This window comes from Actinopolymorpha sp. B9G3 (genome assembly GCF_040120725.1).
Lineage (GTDB): Bacteria > Actinomycetota > Actinomycetes > Propionibacteriales > Actinopolymorphaceae > Thermasporomyces.
In genome coordinates, this window is record NZ_JBEEAB010000014.1 from 38,514 (window position 1) to 56,869 (window position 18,356).

20 protein-coding genes are annotated in these 18,356 nt (G+C 69.5%); 6 read left to right on the forward strand and 14 right to left on the reverse strand.

All coding sequences use genetic code 11. The annotated features are described in order from the left end of the window. Positions 1-215: 215 nt before the first annotated feature. The 4 genes from ygfZ to ABNF93_RS22660 form a co-directional block, all read right to left on the reverse strand. Positions 216-1,256 carry a CAF17-like 4Fe-4S cluster assembly/insertion protein YgfZ gene (gene ygfZ, locus ABNF93_RS22645; RefSeq protein ID WP_349330149.1) on the reverse strand — a complete coding sequence of 347 codons (1,041 nt, stop codon included), beginning with the start codon at positions 1,254-1,256 and terminating at the stop codon, positions 216-218. Positions 1,257-1,345: 89 nt separating this feature from the next. Next, complete coding sequence (locus ABNF93_RS22650) at positions 1,346-1,789, reverse strand: Fur family transcriptional regulator (protein ID WP_349330150.1); 444 nt, start codon at positions 1,787-1,789, stop codon at positions 1,346-1,348. Between the two features lie 77 nt (positions 1,790-1,866). After that, a complete protein-coding gene (locus ABNF93_RS22655) occupies positions 1,867-2,385 on the reverse strand; it encodes a heme-binding beta-barrel domain-containing protein (protein WP_349330151.1) in 519 nt (172 codons plus the stop codon). 5 nt (positions 2,386-2,390) lie between these two features. Beyond that, a complete protein-coding gene (locus ABNF93_RS22660) occupies positions 2,391-2,651 on the reverse strand; it encodes a hypothetical protein (protein ID WP_349330152.1) in 261 nt (86 codons plus the stop codon). Positions 2,652-3,045: 394 nt separating this feature from the next. Between ABNF93_RS22660 and ABNF93_RS22665 the strand changes: the two genes are divergently transcribed. Continuing rightward, the gene (locus ABNF93_RS22665) at positions 3,046-4,170 is read left to right on the forward strand and encodes an LCP family protein (protein WP_349330153.1); all 1,125 of its coding nucleotides are present in this window, start codon (positions 3,046-3,048) and stop codon (positions 4,168-4,170) included. A 46-nt stretch (positions 4,171-4,216) separates the two neighbouring features. On the opposite strand, the gene ABNF93_RS22670 is transcribed toward ABNF93_RS22665, so the two are convergent. Continuing rightward, positions 4,217-5,743, reverse strand: coding sequence for a sugar transferase (locus ABNF93_RS22670; RefSeq protein WP_349330154.1), 1,527 nt, complete (start codon positions 5,741-5,743; stop codon positions 4,217-4,219). 341 nt (positions 5,744-6,084) lie between these two features. Between ABNF93_RS22670 and ABNF93_RS22675 the strand changes: the two genes are divergently transcribed. The 3 genes from ABNF93_RS22675 to ABNF93_RS22685 are packed head-to-tail and all read left to right on the forward strand — an operon-like array spanning position 6,085 to position 7,804. Continuing rightward, complete coding sequence (locus tag ABNF93_RS22675) at positions 6,085-7,029, forward strand: UDP-glucuronic acid decarboxylase family protein (RefSeq protein WP_349330155.1); 945 nt, start codon at positions 6,085-6,087, stop codon at positions 7,027-7,029. Positions 7,030-7,088: 59 nt separating this feature from the next. After that, a complete protein-coding gene (locus ABNF93_RS22680; RefSeq protein WP_349330156.1) occupies positions 7,089-7,415 on the forward strand; it encodes a type II toxin-antitoxin system Phd/YefM family antitoxin in 327 nt (108 codons plus the stop codon). Beyond that, on the forward strand, positions 7,412-7,804 hold the full coding sequence (locus ABNF93_RS22685; protein ID WP_349330157.1) for a type II toxin-antitoxin system VapC family toxin: 393 nt from the start codon (positions 7,412-7,414) through the stop codon (positions 7,802-7,804). The genes ABNF93_RS22680 and ABNF93_RS22685 overlap by 4 nt, the downstream gene beginning before the upstream one ends. A gap of 97 nt (positions 7,805-7,901) precedes the next feature. On the opposite strand, the gene ABNF93_RS22690 is transcribed toward ABNF93_RS22685, so the two are convergent. The 8 genes from ABNF93_RS22690 to ABNF93_RS22725 all read right to left on the reverse strand — a co-directional run bounded on the left by ABNF93_RS22690 (position 7,902) and on the right by ABNF93_RS22725 (position 14,055). Next, positions 7,902-8,225 carry a DUF1416 domain-containing protein gene (locus ABNF93_RS22690; RefSeq protein WP_349330158.1) on the reverse strand — a complete coding sequence of 108 codons (324 nt, stop codon included), beginning with the start codon at positions 8,223-8,225 and terminating at the stop codon, positions 7,902-7,904. Beyond that, positions 8,222-9,073, reverse strand: a complete 852-nt coding sequence (locus ABNF93_RS22695) for a sulfurtransferase (RefSeq protein ID WP_349330159.1) — start codon at positions 9,071-9,073, stop codon at positions 8,222-8,224. Before ABNF93_RS22695 ends, ABNF93_RS22690 begins: the two co-directional genes overlap by 4 nt. Continuing rightward, positions 9,070-9,567: a DUF4395 domain-containing protein gene (locus ABNF93_RS22700; RefSeq protein WP_349330160.1), complete on the reverse strand. Its 498-nt coding sequence runs from the start codon at positions 9,565-9,567 to the stop codon at positions 9,070-9,072. Before ABNF93_RS22700 ends, ABNF93_RS22695 begins: the two co-directional genes overlap by 4 nt. Before the next feature lie 430 nt (positions 9,568-9,997). After that, positions 9,998-11,404: a glycosyltransferase gene (locus tag ABNF93_RS22705; protein ID WP_349330161.1), complete on the reverse strand. Its 1,407-nt coding sequence runs from the start codon at positions 11,402-11,404 to the stop codon at positions 9,998-10,000. A gap of 351 nt (positions 11,405-11,755) precedes the next feature. Further along, complete coding sequence (locus ABNF93_RS22710) at positions 11,756-12,229, reverse strand: TlpA family protein disulfide reductase (RefSeq protein ID WP_349330162.1); 474 nt, start codon at positions 12,227-12,229, stop codon at positions 11,756-11,758. Positions 12,230-12,313: 84 nt separating this feature from the next. Then, positions 12,314-13,072 carry an anti-sigma factor family protein gene (locus tag ABNF93_RS22715; RefSeq protein WP_349330163.1) on the reverse strand — a complete coding sequence of 253 codons (759 nt, stop codon included), beginning with the start codon at positions 13,070-13,072 and terminating at the stop codon, positions 12,314-12,316. Beyond that, positions 13,069-13,605 carry a sigma-70 family RNA polymerase sigma factor gene (locus ABNF93_RS22720; protein ID WP_349330164.1) on the reverse strand — a complete coding sequence of 179 codons (537 nt, stop codon included), beginning with the start codon at positions 13,603-13,605 and terminating at the stop codon, positions 13,069-13,071. Before ABNF93_RS22720 ends, ABNF93_RS22715 begins: the two co-directional genes overlap by 4 nt. A gap of 180 nt (positions 13,606-13,785) precedes the next feature. Beyond that, positions 13,786-14,055 (reverse strand): MoaD/ThiS family protein, encoded by a 270-nt coding sequence (locus ABNF93_RS22725; RefSeq protein WP_349330165.1) that lies wholly within the window; start codon positions 14,053-14,055, stop codon positions 13,786-13,788. Between the two features lie 86 nt (positions 14,056-14,141). Between ABNF93_RS22725 and ABNF93_RS22730 the strand changes: the two genes are divergently transcribed. Next, positions 14,142-14,939: a winged helix-turn-helix transcriptional regulator gene (locus ABNF93_RS22730; protein WP_349330166.1), complete on the forward strand. Its 798-nt coding sequence runs from the start codon at positions 14,142-14,144 to the stop codon at positions 14,937-14,939. Between the two features lie 102 nt (positions 14,940-15,041). Here ABNF93_RS22730 and ABNF93_RS22735 read toward each other — a convergent pair whose 3' ends face one another. Next, positions 15,042-16,964, reverse strand: a complete 1,923-nt coding sequence (locus ABNF93_RS22735; RefSeq protein ID WP_349330167.1) for a bifunctional metallophosphatase/5'-nucleotidase — start codon at positions 16,962-16,964, stop codon at positions 15,042-15,044. A gap of 162 nt (positions 16,965-17,126) precedes the next feature. Between ABNF93_RS22735 and mshD the strand changes: the two genes are divergently transcribed. After that, entirely contained in the window at positions 17,127-18,233 is a 1,107-nt protein-coding gene (mshD, locus tag ABNF93_RS22740) for a mycothiol synthase (RefSeq protein ID WP_349330168.1), read from the forward strand. Positions 18,234-18,356: the final 123 nt, after the last annotated feature.

Genomic DNA, 18,356 nt, shown 5'->3' on the forward strand with positions numbered 1-18,356 from the left:
AAATCCCGAACGAGGGGTGGTGCTCCGGCACCGCCCCTCGTTCGCGTTTCCACAGAACGCGAACGACCAGGCATGCGCGCGACGCAGCGTCCGGCACCTCAGGTGCGGTGGTGGGGACGACAGCAGCGTCCGGCAGCTCAGGTGCGGTGGTGGGGACGACAGCAGCGTCCGGCAGCTCAGGTGCGGTGGTGGGGACGACAGCAGCGTCCGGCAGCTCAGCCGCGGAGCTGGGGACGGACATGCAAGCCGGCATCGGGAGGTACGACGACCTCCTGGGCCGCGGCGACCCCATCGGCCAAGAGGTCGGCGTCGACGGGGACGTTGCGGCGGATCAGAGCGAGTGCCACCGGCCCCATCTCGAAGTGTCGCGCACTACTCGTCACGAACCCGACCGCCCGATCCTCGTGGGTGACCGGTGCCCCGTGGCCTGGGAGCCGATCGACCGAGCCGTCGAGATGCAGGAACACCAGCCGGCGGGGCGGGCGGCCGAGGGTGTGCACACGCGCCACCGTCTCCTGCCCGCGGTAGCAACCCTTGTCGAGGTGGACGGCGGTGCCCAGCCAGCCCACCTCGTTGGGGATCGTGCGATGGTCGGTCTCGAATCCCGCCCTTGGCAGGTGGGCTGCGATCCGCAGCGCTTCGTACGCCCAGAGGCCAGCCGGCCGATCCGGGCTCGCCGCGGTGTCCGCCCCCATGACACTCCCAGCGGTCTCTGCCAGCTTCGAGCGTGGGACGAAGATCTCCCGGCCGCCGAGCGAATCCGCGCCCTGCCGGGTGAGCTGGTCCGTCGCTCCGTCAGCCGTCGGCTCCCACCGGATCGCGTACTCCGCAGACAGGTCGCTCACCTCGACCCGCATCAGGAAGCGCATCGACTCCAGGAACGCGACCACCTGCGGTGCCGTGCCAGGCTCGACGTGCATCCACACCGCCTCGCCGTCGTCGACCATGGCCAACGCGTGCTCGACATGGCCGTGCGGCGAGAGGAGAAGCGCACTCGCCGATTCGCCCGGAGCGAGATGCTCGACATCCTGCGTGGTGAGGGCATGCAACCAGGACAGCCGGTCAGGGCCGGCGACCCGGACCACACCCCGGTGGGAAAGGTCGACGAAACCCAAGCGGTCGACGGCGAGGCGGCGTTGTTCGCGCATCGGGTCGCCGTAGTGGGCCGCGACGCCGCTGTCCGGCGGGTCGGCGGCAACGGCTCCCGCGAGACCGAGGAGTGGGCTGGCATAAGCGTCGGTGTCGGTGGCAGTCACGCCTTCGAGATTACGGGCTCCGAGCCGAGCCGGGGTGCCACCGCCGCCTGCGTCCCAGGCGACAACCCGCTGAGGGCAGTCCAGCCCGGTCATTTCGAACAGTTCGTACAGGAGCCGAAGATCGCGAGATGGCGTACGTCCATGGTGAAGCCGTGGCGTTCGCGGAGCCCGTCCGACAGCGGCTCGATCTCCGCCGACGCCACCTCGATCACCCGACCGCACGAACGGCAGACCAGGTGGGCGTGGTCAGGCGTACTGATCGCGTGGTAAGTCGGCGCCCGGTCGCCCAGGTGTGCGTGGCTTACGAGCTGAAGCTCCTCCAGCAGTTCGAGCGTGCGGTAGATCGTCGACATGTTGACGCCGCTGGCCTTCTGCCGGACGACGGTGAGGATCTTCTCCGGCGTCGCGTGGCCCAGCTCCTCGACCGCCTCGAGCACGAGTTGCCGCTGCGGGGTCAGCCGAAATCCCCTGGCTCGCAGCTCCTCGTGCAGGTCGGAGCCGCCAGGAAGGTCGCCATGCGGTCGGTCACCCATCGGCAGAAATTCTAGGCCGTGTCCACCGGCCGATGTGATCACGCCGGTCGCGCCCCTACGAGCAGCACGTACGAATGTCAGGAAACGGGCGCAGCCCGCTCGAGCCGACCCCACAGGTGGGACTGCATACCTTCGCCGACCGCCGCCATGTCGAAGGCCCACAGCAGCGCACCGTCGACCAGGCCGTACAGGCGGCGCCCCGCGTCGTACTCCTTGGCCGTCGCCGTCCGCGCCACCAGATCGGTCGCAAGCTCGATCTTGGCTCCGTCGATCTGGCCGTACCACACCTCGGCCACACCGGTGGGGTGTGCGAGGACGACCTCGAGCCCGCCGTCAGGCTGGGGACGCCAGAACCCGGTCTCCATCGCCAGCGGACGGACCGCGGTGCCTTCGGAGTCGAGCAACCAGGAGCGACTCGTGTAGTAGAGGAATGGCTTTCCGTTGTGGCTGAAGACCACTTCGTGGCCGAACTCGAACGGCTCGATGGTGGAATAGTCGCCGTGCCCACGCCCCTCCCAACGGCCGAGCAGGAAGGCGAGCGGTACGCAGTCCGGGTGCAGGTCGGGCGGGATCTCGAATGGCGTCGGCGTTGCCATGATGATCAGGCTCTGGCTCCGGTGTCGGTGGTGCTCTCGATCCGTGCGCTGGCGGTACTTCCGCTGACGTTCCGTGTCCGACCGGTTCGTCCGCCGCTGGCTCCTCTGCCGCTGCCCCCACTTCGGGCGGTTCCGGACGCGACGGCGCGGGTCGCCGCCGGTCCGCGCTCAGGCCGGCGGACCAGCCGGAACAAAACGAAGATTCCGGCGACTCCGATGGCCAGCACGGCCAGGATGAGCAGTCCGGCGAACACCGATTCGATCACGATCCAGGAGTTTAGTTGCGCCCCGGCGGCCGACCGGCGACGCCCCGCCATGTGTCAGACAGTGAACCCGCGGGCGCGCGTGACCGTACATCCTGCGTAATGTTCGCCTATCGCGATCATGACGCTGGGTCGCCGGTGCCCTGCGTACGATGTGGTACGACAAGCTCGCCTGAGCCCTCGACCGTGGGGGAGCAGCATTCGTCGCAGGATCAGCGGGGATGTGCGTGGCAACCCGTAGCCCGCCATGCGGCAACCTCGTTGGTTCACGGCACGTCAGTACCAACTGAATCACGGTGAACTGACCGACGGCCAACTGACCACTGTGAAGTGACCGACTGTCTGGACAGCGCAGGGCTGCCGCCCGCGGCACACGGTACGAGGACGCAAGGAAGCCATGAGCTATTACCGCGCCGATGATGAGTTGCGCTCGATCAACCTGCGCGAGGACGATGACTCGCGAGGGCCACGCGGAGATCGCCGCAAGAAGAAGACCCGCACGAAGACGGTTCTCCTGGTCCTGCTCTCCCTGCTGCTCATGCTCAGCGGAGGGATTGTCCTCACCGGCTACATGCTGTCGGAAAAGTTCGGCGGGCAGATCGACCGGTTCTCCGCGTTCTCCCAGCTCCCGGAGAAACTCCGCCCGAAGAAGCCCACGGGCGCGGGGGCCGATGCCGTCAACATTCTGCTCGCCGGCAGCGACGCGCGCACTGACGACGACTCCGGTACGACCGGCCAGGGCAAGGGTGACGCCTGGAAGAGCGGCGGCCAGCGCAGCGACACGATCATGATTCTGCACATCACCGGCGACCGGAAGAGTGCCTACCTGATCTCGCTCCCCCGTGACTCCTGGGTGGAGATTCCGGGACGAGGAAACAACAAGATCAACGCCGCGTACTCCTTCGGTGGCCCTCCGCTCTACATCCAGACCGTCGAGAAGCTCACCGGGCTACGCGTCGACCATCTCGCCGTGATCGACTGGGCCGGATTCAAGGCACTCACCGACGCCCTCGGCGGCGTCCAGATGACGTTCGACGACGACACGCGCTTCGCCAGCGGGAAGTACTACAACGCCGGCACGCACACCCTCAGCGGCGAGGAGGCCCTCGACTACGTACGTGAGCGCAAGACGCTGCAGCGTGGCGACTTCGACCGGATGGCGCGACAGCAGAACTTCCTCCGCTCGCTGATGCGTCAGACCCTCTCCAACGGCACGATCAGCAACCCGTTGAAACTGGGCCGCGCACTCGACGCGATCACGCAGAACCTCTCCGTCGACGAGGAGTTCACGACCAAGGCGATGCGCGACCTGGCTCTCGACATGCGAAGCCTGCGGGCAAGCAGCGTGACCTTCATGACCGCCCCCACCAAGGGCACCGGCATGGAAGGCAGCCAGTCGGTTGTCTACCTCGACGACGCGAAGGGCGCCGCGCTGTGGAAGGCCGTCCGGGCGGACAGGATCGGCCCCTGGCTGCAGAAGAACGGCTCACAGGAAGATGTCCTGGGCGACGAAGTCCGCTAACTGATCGGCGCGTCAGATCTTTCGGTCAACTTGTGCGCGCCTAACCTCAGTACGCGCCGTCGCGGCTGAGGACGGCGCCCACGGTCTTGGCGAGGATCACCAGATCGGCTGACAGTGACCAGTTCTCGACGTAGTAGAGGTCGAGGCGTACGGAGTCGTCCCAGGACAGGTTCGACCGACCCGACACCTGCCAGAGGCCGGTGATCCCGGGGCGTACGAGCAGCCGGCGGCGGACGTCCTCGCCGTACTGCTCCACCTCTCTCGGCAGCGGCGGCCGCGGACCGACCAGACTCATCTCGCCGCGCAGGACATTGAACACCTGCGGCAACTCATCGAGGGACAGCTTGCGGATCACCCTGCCCACCCGGGTGATCCGCGGATCGTTGCGAATCTTGAAGAGCACACCGTCGTGCTGGTTGTCGGCGTGGAGTTCGGCGAGACGTTGCTCGGCGTCGACCACCATCGAACGGAACTTGAAGCACGGGAACTCCTTGCCGTGCACCCCCACCCGTGTCTGCCGGAGGAACACCGGACCGCGGTCGTCGAGTTTGATGGCGATGGCGATCAGCACCAGGAGTGGAGCGGCCAGGATGGCGAGCAGGACGGCCGCCACCCAGTCGAAGATGTTCTTGACGATCCGGCGGGCGCCCTTGAACTCGGGCTCCTCCACGTGCAGCAGTGGCAGACCGGCAACCGGCCGGACGTGGATGCGTGGACCGGCGACGTCGGTCAGGCTGGGTACGACGACGAGATCGACACCGGAGCCCTCCAGCGACCACGACAGCCGGCGTAGCAGCCGGGACGACCGCCCGGGGAGGGCACTCACGACCACCGTGTCGATGCCGCCGCGTTCGACGGCCTCCCGTACCTCGTCGAGGTAGCCCAGGATCGGCAGACCCTGGTCGGCCACCTCGTCCCCGGGATCCTTCGACAACCGCGGAAGGCAGGCGCCGACCACGGCGAAACCCATGTGCGGCTCCCGCTTGATGACCTCGAGGAGTTCGGCCACACCGGCCGGCATGCCGACGAGGAGTACGCGATGGACGAGGCGGTCCCGGCGATGGAGCGCATGGAGCACCTTGCGCGCGCCGAATCTGCCGAGCAGCACGACCATGGTGCCGAGGGGGAACGCCGTCGCGAGAAACCCGCGGGACAACTCGATCTTGCCGAGGTAGCACACGATCGCCACCAGGCCGGCCGCCAGCACGCTGCTCGAGAGGACGAGCTTGTACTCGTCGGTGCCCGATCCGAACGTGCGGGGCGAATAACCGCCGCGGACGGCCAGGACACCTACCCAGGCGCCGGTCAGCGCGAGGGCGACGAACGTGTAGGGAACACCGCCGAGGTTGGCTCCGCGCCACGCACCTGCGATCTCGGTCTCGACGACCCTGAAGCGTACGAGGGTAGCCGCGAGCGTCGCGGCGCCGATGAGTCCGAGGTCGAGGACCGCGACGGCGAGAGCGAACCAGCGCATGCCGCGTGCCGCCATGCCACGCGGCGGTCGCCGGTGGGCGGCGTCACCCGCCATGTCCCCGTCGCCGAGACGTGCGCCCGGCTCCTTCAGTATCGCCATTCCGCTGCGATGTCCCCCAGCGTTCGTACTCGTCCGACCTGCGATGCGGTGGTCGGGTTGCCCAGCCCGTGCACGGCCGGATCATCGTCGAGGCCGCGGCACCGATCGGTCAAGGTGGTAGGAAACACCGTAAACCCTCCGGAGACGCCAGGCAGGTGGACGCGCTCCGGTGTGTGACGGTGCGCATTGCGTACGACGAAATGCCTGGGTACGCACGACTGTTGCGTCTGGTCGACCGATCGGGCACTGCGGGGCCGACGGCCCAGGGCTCGTCCCCGGAAGCGGGGTCCGGACGGCGTATCGTCGGCGAAGGCATCCGCCGGAGAGGGGTGGCACACACGATGGCGCATCGGGCTGTCGTCACCGGTGGCGCCGGTTTCCTCGGCAGCCACCTGTGTGAGCGGCTGTTGGACGAAGGGTTCGAGGTCATCTGCCTCGACAACTTCCTCACCGGACGCCCCGACAATGTGGCTCAGCTGATCGAGCGGGGCGGTTTCCGGCTCGTCCGCTGCGATGTGAGCGACTTCATCCACGTGCCCGGTCCGGTGGACGCCGTCCTGCACTTCGCGTCACCGGCCTCTCCCGTCGACTACCTCCAACTGCCCATCCACACGCTGAAGGTGGGTTCGGTCGGAACCCTGCACGCGTTGGGTCTCGCCCGCGACAAGGGGGCGCGGTTCGTTCTCGCGTCCACCTCCGAGGTCTACGGCGACCCGCTCGAGCATCCGCAGCGCGAGGAGTACTGGGGCAACGTCAATCCGGTCGGTCCGCGTGGCGTCTACGACGAGGCCAAGCGGTTCGCCGAGGCCCTCACCGTGGCCTACCGGGCGACCCACGGCCTCGACACGGCAATCGTCCGGATCTTCAACACGTTCGGCCCGCGACTACGCCCGAACGACGGCCGCGCGATCCCGACCTTCATCCGGCAGGCGTTGCGCGGCGAGCCGCTGACCGTCGCCGGTGACGGGAGCCAGACCCGGTCCATCTGCTACGTCGACGACATGGTGACGGGCATCGTCTCGATGCTGCACTCGACCCACGCCGGACCGCTGAACCTCGGCAACCCCCATGAGCTCCCCGTCCTCGCGCTGGCGCGGTGGATCCTCGAACTCGCCGGGTCGGCGTCGGACATCGAGTTCGTATCTCGCCCGGAGGACGACCCGCGGATCAGGCAACCCGACATCTCCCAGGCCCAACGGCTGCTGGGATGGGAGCCCAAGATCACCGTGGAGGACGGCCTCCGGCGCACGATCGCGTGGTACCGCGACCACCCCGAACTGGTCTGACGGAACGCTGCTCGCCTGGCAGCCCGGCCGATCTAGTAGGTACCTAGTAGACTGCTGCCATGAGCGCGCAGCCATCCGACTCGGACGCTACGGTCACGGTCACGGAGCTGAACCAGCGGACCACAGCGGTTCTTCGTCGGGTCAAAGCAGGTCATACCCTGCCCATCACCGAGCGCGGAAAGATCGTGGCATTTCTGACCCCGCCGCCACCGACCGTCACCGGTAACCCGACCATCGACCGATGGATCGCCGAGGGCCGCCTCACGCCCCAGGCAGTTCCAGGAACGATCCTCGACCTGTTGCCGATGCCAGAGCCGAGCGAGGACGGGTCCAGTCTTTCTGCCGAGATCGTCGCCGAACGCGACCGGGCAGCGGGCGACGAGTGATCTACCTGGACACCTCCGCCGCGGCAAAGCTCGTCCACACCGAGGCGGAGTCCGCTGCCCTCACCCTCTATCTCGCCGAACGACTGACCACGCCCCTCGTGTCATCGGTGCTGCTGTATCCCGAGCTCGTCCGCGCCGTCACTCGCCACCAGCCAGCCCTGCTGCCACGCGCGGTCGCGTTGTTCCAGCGCATCATGACCGTGCCGATGTCGAGCGACATCGTGATCGACGCCGCGAGTGTCGGAACGCCACAACTTCGGACCCTCGACGCGCTGCACCTGGCCACCGCTGCCACAATCGCGCGGGGACTCGACGCCTTCCTGACCTACGACAAACGCCTGGGCGACGCCGCCGGCTCCACCGGGCTTGCGGTGGCAGCGCCAGCGTAGGTCGGGAACGGACGAGCAACCATGCAGGCGCACGTTGTCGGAGGTTCCTCGGGGTAGAGCCCCGACAAACCTCCGACAACCTTGCCGATCTGGACCGTCAAGCGGACGCGGTGAGGGCCAGCTCCACCTCGGCGACCGTGCCGAGCTTCGCTTCCACCGAACCCTCGGCGGTAACGCTCTTCGGCGCGAGCGCCCGCACCGTCCACGTGCCCGGCGCGGCGAAGAACCGGAACACGCCGTCATCGCCGGTGGGCACCTCGGCGGTGAACTCGCCCGACCCGTCGAGCAGGCGTACGTACGCCCCCTTGACGGGCTGCGCGTCACGCCGCACGACGCCCTGGATCACCGCTTCCTTCGCCAGGTTGACCCCGGCGAGAGCGGCACCGCCCACCGGCGCGCCGCAACTGTCGTTGGCACTCATGAAGCCTCCCCAGGCTGGTCGCCGAGCGAGACGGGCACGCCGACCAGCGAGCCGTACTCCGTCCAGCTTCCGTCGTAGTTCTTCACGTTGGCCTGGCCGAGCAGCTCGTGCAGCACGAACCAGGTGTGCGAGCTGCGCTCGCCGATCCGGCAGTAGGCGATGGTGTCCTTGCCGAAGTCGACACCGGCCTCGCCGTAGATCTCCTTCAGCTCGTCCTCGGACCTGAACGTGCCGTCCTCGTTGGCCGCCTTGCTCCACGGCACGTTCACCGCGGTCGGGATGTGCCCGGCCCGCTGAGCCTGCTCCTGCGGCAGGTGCGCCGGGGCGAGCAGCTTGCCGGTGTACTCGTCCGGCGACCGCACGTCGACCAGGTTGCGCTGCCCGATGGCGTCGACCACCTCGTCGCGGAACGCCCGGATCGCCAGGTCGGGGTCCTTCGCGACGTACTGCGTGGCCGCCCGCGACGGCGCCTCCTCGACGAGGGCCCGGCTGTCGAGCTCCCACTTCTTCCGGCCGCCGTCGAGCAGCTTGACGTCGGCGTGGCCGTAGAGCTTGAAGTACCAGTACGCATAGGCGGCGAACCAGTTGTTGTTCCCGCCGTACAGCACGACGGTCTGGTCGTTGGCGATGCCGCGCTCGGACAGCAGCTTCTCGAACTGCTCCTTGCCCACGAAGTCGCGACGGACGTGGTCCTGCAGATCTTCCTTCCAGTCCAGCTTGATCGCGCCGGAGATGTGGCCCTTGTCGTAGGCGCTGGTGTCCTCGTCGACCTCGACGACGACGACCTTCGGATCGTCCAGGCGCTCTTCCACCCAGTCAGCGGAAACCAGGGACGTGTCACGGCTCATGCGGAAGCCTCCTTGCTTGGTGATTGGTGAGTGAGTGCCGACAGGGCGCGACGACCGAGCAGGTATGCCTCGCAGCCGAGGCAGAGCCCGAATGCCGCGTTGAGGAACGCGGCGATGAGTGCGAGACCGGTGGCGACGGCGCCCAGTGTCGTCGCTCCGGACAGGTAGCCCACGATGCCCAGGACGGCGAACGCCAGCCCGACTCCCTGGGCGAACCGCGGTGGCGCCTCCGCCTCCAGTTCGGCCGGCGGGCCCAGCCGGGGCCGGACGAGCCGCGCGAAGATCAGTCCGTACGGAGACCGCCGCAGCCCGAACGCCACGCCCACCGCGAAGACGACCGCCTGGAGGGCCAGGAGCCAGGAACTGTCCGTGACGAGGACGATCGCCAGGACCACCGCGGTCACGGCGGCGGCGAACCGGAGCCCGCGCGGGTCGAGGACCGCGGCCGGCTGGCCGGTTGACCCGTGCGGGGTGGATGTTGTCGAGGTTGACATCGGCGACGGCTGAGGTCTCTGGTCCGATTCCGACATGGCTACAACGCTCCTGTGGCGAGGCGGAGGCCGGGATGAGGGAGCGGAGAATCCACGCGGGGATCCCGCTCAGGACGGCGCCACTCTGCGAACGCTCGACGCATCCGACGGATGCGGGGCAGAGACGGACTAACGCCGTCCGATCAGGACGTACGACACAGACAGGTCGACGTGCGGCAATGATCCACGGCACGTCGTTTGGTCAACAAAGTCGTACGCAACACGCTGTTCAGGCTACGGACCGTTGCCACTACTGTCACGGCCGTCTCGCATAATGGGCAGCCGCATCAGGCAATGAGACGGCCAAGGTGCCCGGCAGCACGGCAACCAAGCCACCGAAGCAACCCCTTCAGCAAACTGGCGCAGCCTTCCAGCAGTACGGCAAACCGGCGGGTCAGGCGATCAGCCGGCGGGAACGGAACGGCCCACGTCGGCGCTGTCGCGAGAGGCGGGTCGCCGACGCGGCCCGGCGTACGGCCTGCCCGTAGATCGCGGCCATCCGTTGGGCGTACTCCGCCGGGGTGTTCTGCTCGGCCCGCCGGCGCGCCTCGTCGCCCACCTGCTTGCGGTGGTCAGGGTCGGTGAGCAGGTCCTCCATCGCCTCGGCGTACCGCATCGCGTCGGTGGTCCCGAAGACCCCGGTGCCAGCGAGCGGCCCACTGCCGTACAGCGCCTCGTCGGCCAGAACCGTGGGCAGCCCGGCGAGGGCGGCCTCCTGCACGACCAGCCCCTGCGTGTCGGTGAGGGACGGGAACGCGAACACGTCCGCCGCGGCGTAGGCCTGGGCCACCTGGTCGGGCGGAAGCTGGCCGGTGAGGATCGTGCGGCCGACGATGCCGGCCTGGTCGAGCAACTTGTGCACCCAGCGGGGCTCGTAGACCGCGCCGACGAGGACCAGGCGGGCGGAGGGTACGACGCCGGCGAGCCGGCCGAACGCCTCGGCGAGCAGGTCGATGCCCTTCTCGTGGTTGACCCGGCCGACGAACAACACGACCTGCTCGTCGGCGTGGATGCCGTGTCGGCGGCGGAACTCCTCGCCCGAACCTGGCGGAACGCGCGGCAACGACACCCCCGCCGGGGCGAGATAGATGCGGGCGTCCTCGACGGGCAGCCGGCAGCGGGTCAGGATCGCCGGCGTCGGGACGAGTACGGCGTCGGCGTCGGCGAGCAGCAGATCGGTGCAGGCGTCGACGACCGCGTTGCGACGTTCGGTGCGCGTGCCCCCGCGGGGAATGTCCGGCTTCGGGCTGCCCAGCCGGCGGGCCGCGCAACGCGCGATCCCTGACAGGACCCGCGACGGCAACCGGTAGGCATCGGCGTACGCCCGAAGATCGGTGTGGTAGGTCTCCACCAGCGGCAGCCCCAGCTGCCGGGCGGCGAGGATGCCCAGCAGCCCGACCGGTCCGGGCGTGTGGACGTGGACCACGTGCGGCAGCCAGTGGGCCACCCGCTCGACGTGCTTGCTGCGCGGCCAGGCCGCGACGCGGTACTGCGCGACGCCACAGGGCACCGACGGCAGCCGGAAGAGCTCGACGTCACCGGTGGCCAGCTGGTCAGGGTGCCTCGGCACCACGAGCAGGCTCGCGTGCCCCTGGTCGGACATCGCCGCGGTCAGCGTCTGCAGAGCGGTCACGATCCCGTCGCGACGCGGCAGCCAGGTATCGGAGAAGTGGGCGACCCGCAGGGTCGGCCGGTCCGTACGCGCGACGAGTGCCGGGTCGAGCGGGATCACGGGTGCGACGTCACCCATACCGGCGCCGCGACGGATGCGGCACCGCCCAAGCAGTTGGCGGAGGTCCATGGACCGGCTCCTCGTGTCGGCCAGCGGTTCATCCTCAGCACACCATTCGTGAGCGTCAAGATGGCGCACTTCGGTCATGCACGGACTGGAGCAAGCTCGACTCCGGCGGTAAGCCTGGCATGGCCCCCCTCCGCGATGGTGTCGCGGGGGTGACATCTGCCGAAATCGGGGGTAACCCGACCTTTTCCGGACCTACACACCTTCCGATGGGGGTCTTATACCCCTCGAAGCGGACTCGGCAACAGTGCCACCGGCCTCTCACCAGCCGAATCGCGGGTGATGTCAGCGAAGCTTCGCCCGAGAGGAGGGTACGCCCGCCGGCATCGCGCCGGACAGTCTTGACACGATGGCTCAGGTCACCCGCTGGCCGGTGGCGCGCAGCAGGGCCGCCAGAACGTCCGGTCGCCTGGGCTGTCCCGACGCCCGGACGATGACCTTGCCGTCGGCGTCGAGGACGAAGACCGTGGGAGTACGCATGATGCGCAGGCGCCGGACCAGGTCCAGCTGGGACTCGGCGTCGACCTCGACGTAGGCCACGCCCTCCTCCTTGCCGGCCACGTCGCGCAGGAGCGCCCGGGTGGCGCGGCAGGGCGCGCAGAACGCCGACGAGAACTGCACGAGGGTCGCCCGTTCGCCGAGCTCGCCGGCCAGGTCGGCCGCGGTCAGCACCTCGACCACGCCAGCGGCCGGGGGCGCGGGAGCACCGACGTCTGCGCGCGGGGACGGTCCGGCGTCGCGGAAGCGGCCGTCGTACCGCCGCTTCGCCACACCCAGCACCGTGGCAACGGTGAGCGCGACGACGAGGACGGCGAGTCCAGTGGTCATGGGTCCAGAGTACGAGGCCGGACGAATACGCCAGAGCGGGAAGTAACCTGGCGAACCGGCCCAGGTCGCGCTGGGGTGGGCCGTTCAGCCTTCGAGCTTGACGATCGACTCGTAGCCGGGCGCGAAGATCTCGATCCGGGACACCTGGTCCGCCGGCACCGCGACCCCTCCGCTCCAGCGGACGCCCTTGTCGTACGCCACCTTCCAGCTGCCGCCGTCCCACCGGTGGCCGGACGCGTCGTAGACGACGAGCGAGCAGACGTCACCCTTCTTGACGCCGGTCAGCACGATGTCGACCTTCGTACCCCACGCGACGGGGTTCATCGTGACGACGGCGTTGACGTTCGAGTCGGGATCGACGGCCGACCACTCCACCGGCGGCGCGGTCAGGTGCGGCGTCGGAGAGGAGGGTCCAGGCGACGGCGTGCTCGGCTGCGCGGACGCGGACGGCGTCGTCGGCTGAGCCGACGGCGTGGAGAGCGCGACAGGTTGGTGCGGGGTGACCCAGCGCCCGACCGCCCAACCTCCGCCACCGACGGCGATGGCGACCAGGGCGGCGGCAACGAGGGCGGTACGCCAACGGCCGCGGCGTTCGCGCCCGCGTTCGGCGCGCACCCGCTCCTGGAGCCGTTCGAGGCCGCGTTCGTCCGGGTGCGGGAAGCCGTCGATCACCTCGTCGGCACTGACAAGGCCCAGCAGGGTGGGTACGTCGGCGAGCTCCGCCTGTGCGGCCTGGCAGTCAGGGCAGCCGGCGAGGTGTTCGCGCAGCTCCGTCGACTCGGCCGGATCGAGTGCCCCGAGGACGTCGACGCCAAGCGCCGCGCGGGCTTCCGCGCAGTTCATAGCGCTACCTCCGGGGTGATACCGCGCTCCTCGAGCAGGAGCTTGAGCTGCCTCAGTGCGTAGTAGGTGCGACTCTTGACCGTGCCCGGGGGTACGCCGAGGTTCGCCGCGGCCTCGGCGACCGAGTGACCGCGGTAGTAGACCTCCACCAGCACGTGCCGATGGTGCGGCGCGAGTTCCGCCAGCACCTCGATGACCTCCCAGGACAGCATCGCCCGATCGATGTCGTTCTCAGCGGTGGGAACGACCCGCAGAGCCTCCTCGCCGACCTCCGGCGGGCGGGCGCGGCGTGCCCGTTCACCGTCGACGACGATGTTGCGGGCGACGGTCGCCAGCCACACCCGCTGCGGACCGCGGGCCGGATCGAGTGACTCCGGGTGCCGCCAGGCGCGGAACAGTGTTTCCTGTACGACGTCTTCGGCCCGCTGACGGTCTCCTCGTACCAGCCGCAGGACGTAGCCGAAGAGCGCACCCGCGTGCTCGGCGTAGAGCGCGCGGATCAACTCGTCGTCGGTGGTCTCACCGCGTGACACCGCCGACCCCACACCCTTTTCACGTGTGGGACGCTGCGGAGGTTCATTCGGCACGGGGGTGATGGTCGCACGAAACCCCGTGACGGTGCACCGGAATGATCACCGGGCGGCGGAGATCGGCCCGGCCGGCCCGCTTCCTGATCAACCGGAGTCCGTCACCGACCTCACGAACCGCACCACCTACCCGCCGGCGTACGGCGGGAGGACCTCGATCCGCGCACCGGCCGTCAGGGTCACCGCAGCCGGGTCGCGGGCACCCACCGGGTCACCGTCGACCAGTACGGAACAGAGCCGGAGAACCTGCGCGAACCGGGGCCGATCGGCGTGCCGGGAGCGTACGTCGGCGAGAACGTCGGCGAGCGTCACCGCGCTGACCTGCTCCTCAGCCAGCCCGGACGCTTCTTTCGCCGCCGCCCAATAACGAACAGTGACCGTCACCTCGTGGGACACGTGGGATATCCTGCCTCCAACCGGCGGACCTGGGCGACATCGCCGTCATCGGGTTCCAGGTCCCTCATCAGCAGGGAGACGCCCCGGTGAGCACACTTCTCTTGCTGACGAACGCGCTGCAGCCGTCCGCCGAAATCGTGCCCGCACTCGGACTTCTCGCCCATCACGTCCGGGTCGCCCCGGCGGAGGCGAGTGCGCTGCTCGACGTCGGCCCGGCTGACGCGGTACTCGTCGACGCCCGCTCCGAACTCGTCCAGGCGCGCAGCCTGACCCGGGTCATTCGTACGACCGGAATCGACGTTCCCCTCCTCATCATCGTCACCGAGGGCGGTCTCGCAGCGGTGAACGCCGACTGGGGCATGGACGACGTACTCCTCCACAACGCCGGCCCCGCCGAGGTCGACGCCCGGCTGCGGGTCGGCATCGGGCGGCTCGCGCTGAAGTCTGCCGAGCAGGACCGGCCCCACGTGATCCGGCGCGGTGAACTGGTGATCGACGAGGACACCTACACCTCCCGACTCGGTGGGCGCACGCTCGACCTGACGTTCAAGGAGTTCGAGCTCCTGAAGTTCCTCGCCCAGCACCCAGGGCGGGTCTTCACCCGGCAGCAACTGCTGCAGGAGGTCTGGGGCTACGACTACTTCGGTGGTACGCGGACCGTCGACGTCCACGTGCGGCGACTGCGGGCGAAGCTCGGGCCGGAGTACGAAGCGCTGATCGGCACTGTCCGCAACGTCGGCTACCGCTTCGTCGCGCAGCAGATCGCCCAGGACGTACCCGAGGACGAGTCGGACGCCAGCGATGCCGCCGCTTCCGCGCCCCGGGTGGCTGACTCACGGGTTCCCGACGACGCCCGCACCCTCACCCACGACTCCGCGGACTGACGCGGCGGCCTCAGCCGTTGGCGTCCTCGCCGACGTCCCGCGGCCGACCAGCCGCCCCGCGGGCTGCCCCGCAGCTGGCGTGGGGATCGGCGGCGTCGGGGATCAGCTGCCTGGGGTGATCCGGCCTTCGCCGCCTTCGCGGTAGTCGGCCGCGAGGACCTTGCCGGACAACCCGGCCTCGAGGTACGCCTGCAGCGCCTGCTGGTACGTCGTACCCACGGGCGTGAAGTCGAGACCCTTCAGCGGGTACGCATCACCGCCTCGCGCCGAGAAGTCGTTCGTCGCCAGCGGGACCGCCGGTCCGTCGACCACCTGACCGTCCTCGACCAGGACCGTCCCGGCGTCGAGCACGAGCTGGCGCACCCGCTCCCCCGGCGTGACGATCTCGCCGGTGCTCTCGTCGACGACCTGGGCCTGCCGGGCCACGTCGTAGGTGAATGACAGTCCCGAGACCTGCGTGAACGCACCGGCCGCCGACGGCAGACCCGCGACCCCACGCTCCAGCAGCTGACGCAGCGTCTCCCGCGGCACCTCCGGCACCACGGCGACGAAGTTGGCGAACGGTGCCACGTCGTAGGTGTCGAGCGCGGTCACGTCACCGGCCGGGATGAGTGCGTCGTTGCGGATGCCGCCGCCGTTCTGGATGCCGACGACCGGCTCGGGCACGCCGTACTCCGCCGCCTGCTGCGCACCAGCCCACACCAGCGCGTCGGCGAGGAGGTTGCCGAGGTTGGTCTCGCCGCTGCGCACGTGGTCGCGGACGCCGTCCAGACCGACCTCGCTCTGCGCCACGACCGCCTCCTCCAGCGCGGCGACGTGCGCGGCCACCGGCTCCTCGACCCGGGCGAAGGTCCAGCTGTCCTTGCGTACGGCATCGTCGCCGGCACCGGACACGCGCACCGGCAGGCTCCGTTCCTCGTCGACTCCCAGCAGCCGACCGGAGCGATCGAAGCGGAGCACCAACTGCCCGACGTACTTGTAGTTGCCCGTCGTCGTCACCACTGGCACCTGCCGGCCGTCGGCGTCGTCCGCCCACAGTGGGTAGTTACGTTCGGCCTCGTCGCCCGGGATCAGCGCGTCGCCCTCGTCGGCGAGGATCTCGCCACCTCCCGCGCCCACCACGACATCGACGCCGCGCAGTTGCGGCACCAGCGCCAACTCGTTGTCGATGTCCTGCAGGTGGCTCACGAGCAGGATCGTGTCGACGCCCTGCTGAGTCAGCTCGCGCGCCTCGGCGTTCGCGATGCCGGCGAGGTCGGTCAGCACCTTCACCCCGCGCGGGCTGGAGATCGTCGGCAGCTCCGGCGTCGTGAGGCCGATGACGCCGACCCGCTCGCCGGCCGTACGCACGATTGTCGACGTACGGATGACGCGCTTGTCGGCGTACTCCTGCAACCTGGGTTCGGCACTCACGTCGAGGTTGGCCGACACGAACGGCAACCGGTCGTCGAACCCCGCCATGAAGTCCGCGAGGACGTCCGGGCCGAAGTCGAACTCGTGGTTGCCGATCGCCGACACGTCGAGGCCCAGCCGCCGGATGGCGAGGGCGTCGTAGAAGGGCGGGCCCTGCTCGAGACTCGCCGAGAACTCCGGTCCGGCGAGGAAGTTGTCGCCACCGGAGAGGGTGAGCAGTCCACGTCGACCACCCCGCAGGTCGGCCGGCCCGAGCCGCGCGTGTTCGCGCAGGCGGTCCCACTGGGTCGCGTAGCGCGCCGCGCCGCCGTAGGCGCGTTCCTCGTCGGGTTCGATCGTGCCGTTGCCGTCGGTGTCGCCGTCGACGCCGAGCAGCTGCGACTCGTCGTCGTTGGTGTGTAGGACCGTCAGCGTGAAGTCGGCCCGACCGCCATCGGCATCCGCGCCGGCCGCCGAGCCTGTGCCGGACTCGAGGCCCGCACCAACTTCAGGGCCTGCGCCGGCTGCCGGGGCGGTCCCGAGTACACCGATCCCGACAGCTGCGATCCCGACAGCTGCGACACCTGCCACCGCACGGATCCCACGTCCACCAGCCGATCCCCTCCGCGCCATGCGGCCCTCCGCCTCTCCTCGCCAGAACGCTGAAGGCGGCGTCGCATTCGATCACCGCACGCCGTACGGTACCGACGCTGACGTCCCGTTGGCGGCGTTCGTCCACAAACCAGGGCCAGGCAGGACGGCGATCTTCGGCACGACCAGCCGTACGGTGGGGGAATGGTTGAATCGCCGGATGTCGTACGCGTCACCGGTCAACTCGCTCCCGGCGAACTCGCGGGCGTCGAGAGCCTGGTGGCGGCCGCCGCCCGCGTCGACGGTGTCCGCGCCCTCGACGAACAGGCCTCGCTGCACCTGGGCGCACCAGGATCCACCCATCTGCTGACGGGCGACCGGCGACTGATCACGGGGTACGCCCGACTCGAACGTGCTGCCGATCCTGACGCCACGCTCTCCACCGGGCCGGGACCCGACGACAGTCCGGGGACCGGCACCGCCCCAGCATCCGGCACCGCCCCAGCATCCGGCACCGCCCCAGCATCCGGCACCGCCCCAGCATCCGGCACCGCCCCAGCATCCGGCACCGCCCCAGCATCCGGCACCGCCCCGACGCCCGACGCGGTCGCCGACCTCGTGGTCCACCCCGACCACCGCCGTCGTGGCCTCGGCCGCCTGCTCCTCGACCGGTTGCTCGAGCACGCCGCCGGACGGGCAGTCCAGATGTGGGCCCACGGCCCACACCCCGGGGCCGAACGACTCGCCGCGGCGACCGGGTTCGTACCCGTCCGCGAACTCGCCTGGCTTCGGCGGCCGCTGGCTGGTCCCGATGCGCGGGCTCTTCCCGACGCACCCTCCCCCGCGGGCGTCACGATCCGGACATTCCGTCCGGGCCACGACGACGACACCTGGCTCGCCCTCAACGCGGCGGCGTTCGCGCAGCATCCGGAACAGGGCCGGTGGACACGGAAGGATCTCGACGCGCGGCTGGGCGCGGCATGGTTCGACCCGGCGGGTTTCTTCGTGGCCGAACGCGACGACCAGCCGGGTCACCTGGTCGGGTTCCACTGGACGAAGGTGCACGAAGGGGAGGTACGCGGCGACGGGCCTGGCCCGGTAGGCGAGATCTATGTCCTCGGCGTCGCGCCGGAGGCGCAGGGCGCCGGACTCGCCAAGGCCCTCGCGGTCGCCGGGCTCAGGTATCTGCGCGACCGCGGTCTGCGGACCGTCATGCTGTACGTCGAGGCCGACAACGGCCCGGCTGTCGGCCTCTACACCAGACTCGGGTTCGCCCACGCGGCCACCGACGTGATGTACCGGCACCCCTGATCAGCGCCGACCGCCGGAACCGGGCCGCCGGAACCGGGCCGCCGGAACCGGGCCGCCGGAACCGGACTGACCGGGAGATCCCGGTCGCGAGCTACCCCGCGTTCACACAGCGGTGTCACGATG

Coding starts and splice junctions, on each gene's coding strand:
- ABNF93_RS22650 (WP_349330150.1), bottom strand. CDS start 1,789: ATGGGTGACCGACCGCATGGCGACCTTCCTGGCGGCTCCGACCTGCAC.
- ABNF93_RS22670 (WP_349330154.1), bottom strand. CDS start 5,743: ATGGCGATACTGAAGGAGCCGGGCGCACGTCTCGGCGACGGGGACATG.
- ABNF93_RS22680 (WP_349330156.1), top strand. CDS start 7,089: ATGAGCGCGCAGCCATCCGACTCGGACGCTACGGTCACGGTCACGGAG.
- ABNF93_RS22715 (WP_349330163.1), bottom strand. CDS start 13,072: ATGAACTGCGCGGAAGCCCGCGCGGCGCTTGGCGTCGACGTCCTCGGG.
- ABNF93_RS22690 (WP_349330158.1), bottom strand. CDS start 8,225: ATGAGTGCCAACGACAGTTGCGGCGCGCCGGTGGGCGGTGCCGCTCTC.
- ABNF93_RS22665 (WP_349330153.1), top strand. CDS start 3,046: ATGAGCTATTACCGCGCCGATGATGAGTTGCGCTCGATCAACCTGCGC.
- mshD (WP_349330168.1), top strand. CDS start 17,127: ATGGTTGAATCGCCGGATGTCGTACGCGTCACCGGTCAACTCGCTCCC.
- ABNF93_RS22675 (WP_349330155.1), top strand. CDS start 6,085: ATGGCGCATCGGGCTGTCGTCACCGGTGGCGCCGGTTTCCTCGGCAGC.
- ABNF93_RS22655 (WP_349330151.1), bottom strand. CDS start 2,385: ATGGCAACGCCGACGCCATTCGAGATCCCGCCCGACCTGCACCCGGAC.
- ABNF93_RS22710 (WP_349330162.1), bottom strand. CDS start 12,229: ATGACCACTGGACTCGCCGTCCTCGTCGTCGCGCTCACCGTTGCCACG.
- ABNF93_RS22735 (WP_349330167.1), bottom strand. CDS start 16,964: ATGGCGCGGAGGGGATCGGCTGGTGGACGTGGGATCCGTGCGGTGGCA.
- ABNF93_RS22705 (WP_349330161.1), bottom strand. CDS start 11,404: ATGGACCTCCGCCAACTGCTTGGGCGGTGCCGCATCCGTCGCGGCGCC.
- ABNF93_RS22695 (WP_349330159.1), bottom strand. CDS start 9,073: ATGAGCCGTGACACGTCCCTGGTTTCCGCTGACTGGGTGGAAGAGCGC.
- ABNF93_RS22700 (WP_349330160.1), bottom strand. CDS start 9,567: ATGTCAACCTCGACAACATCCACCCCGCACGGGTCAACCGGCCAGCCG.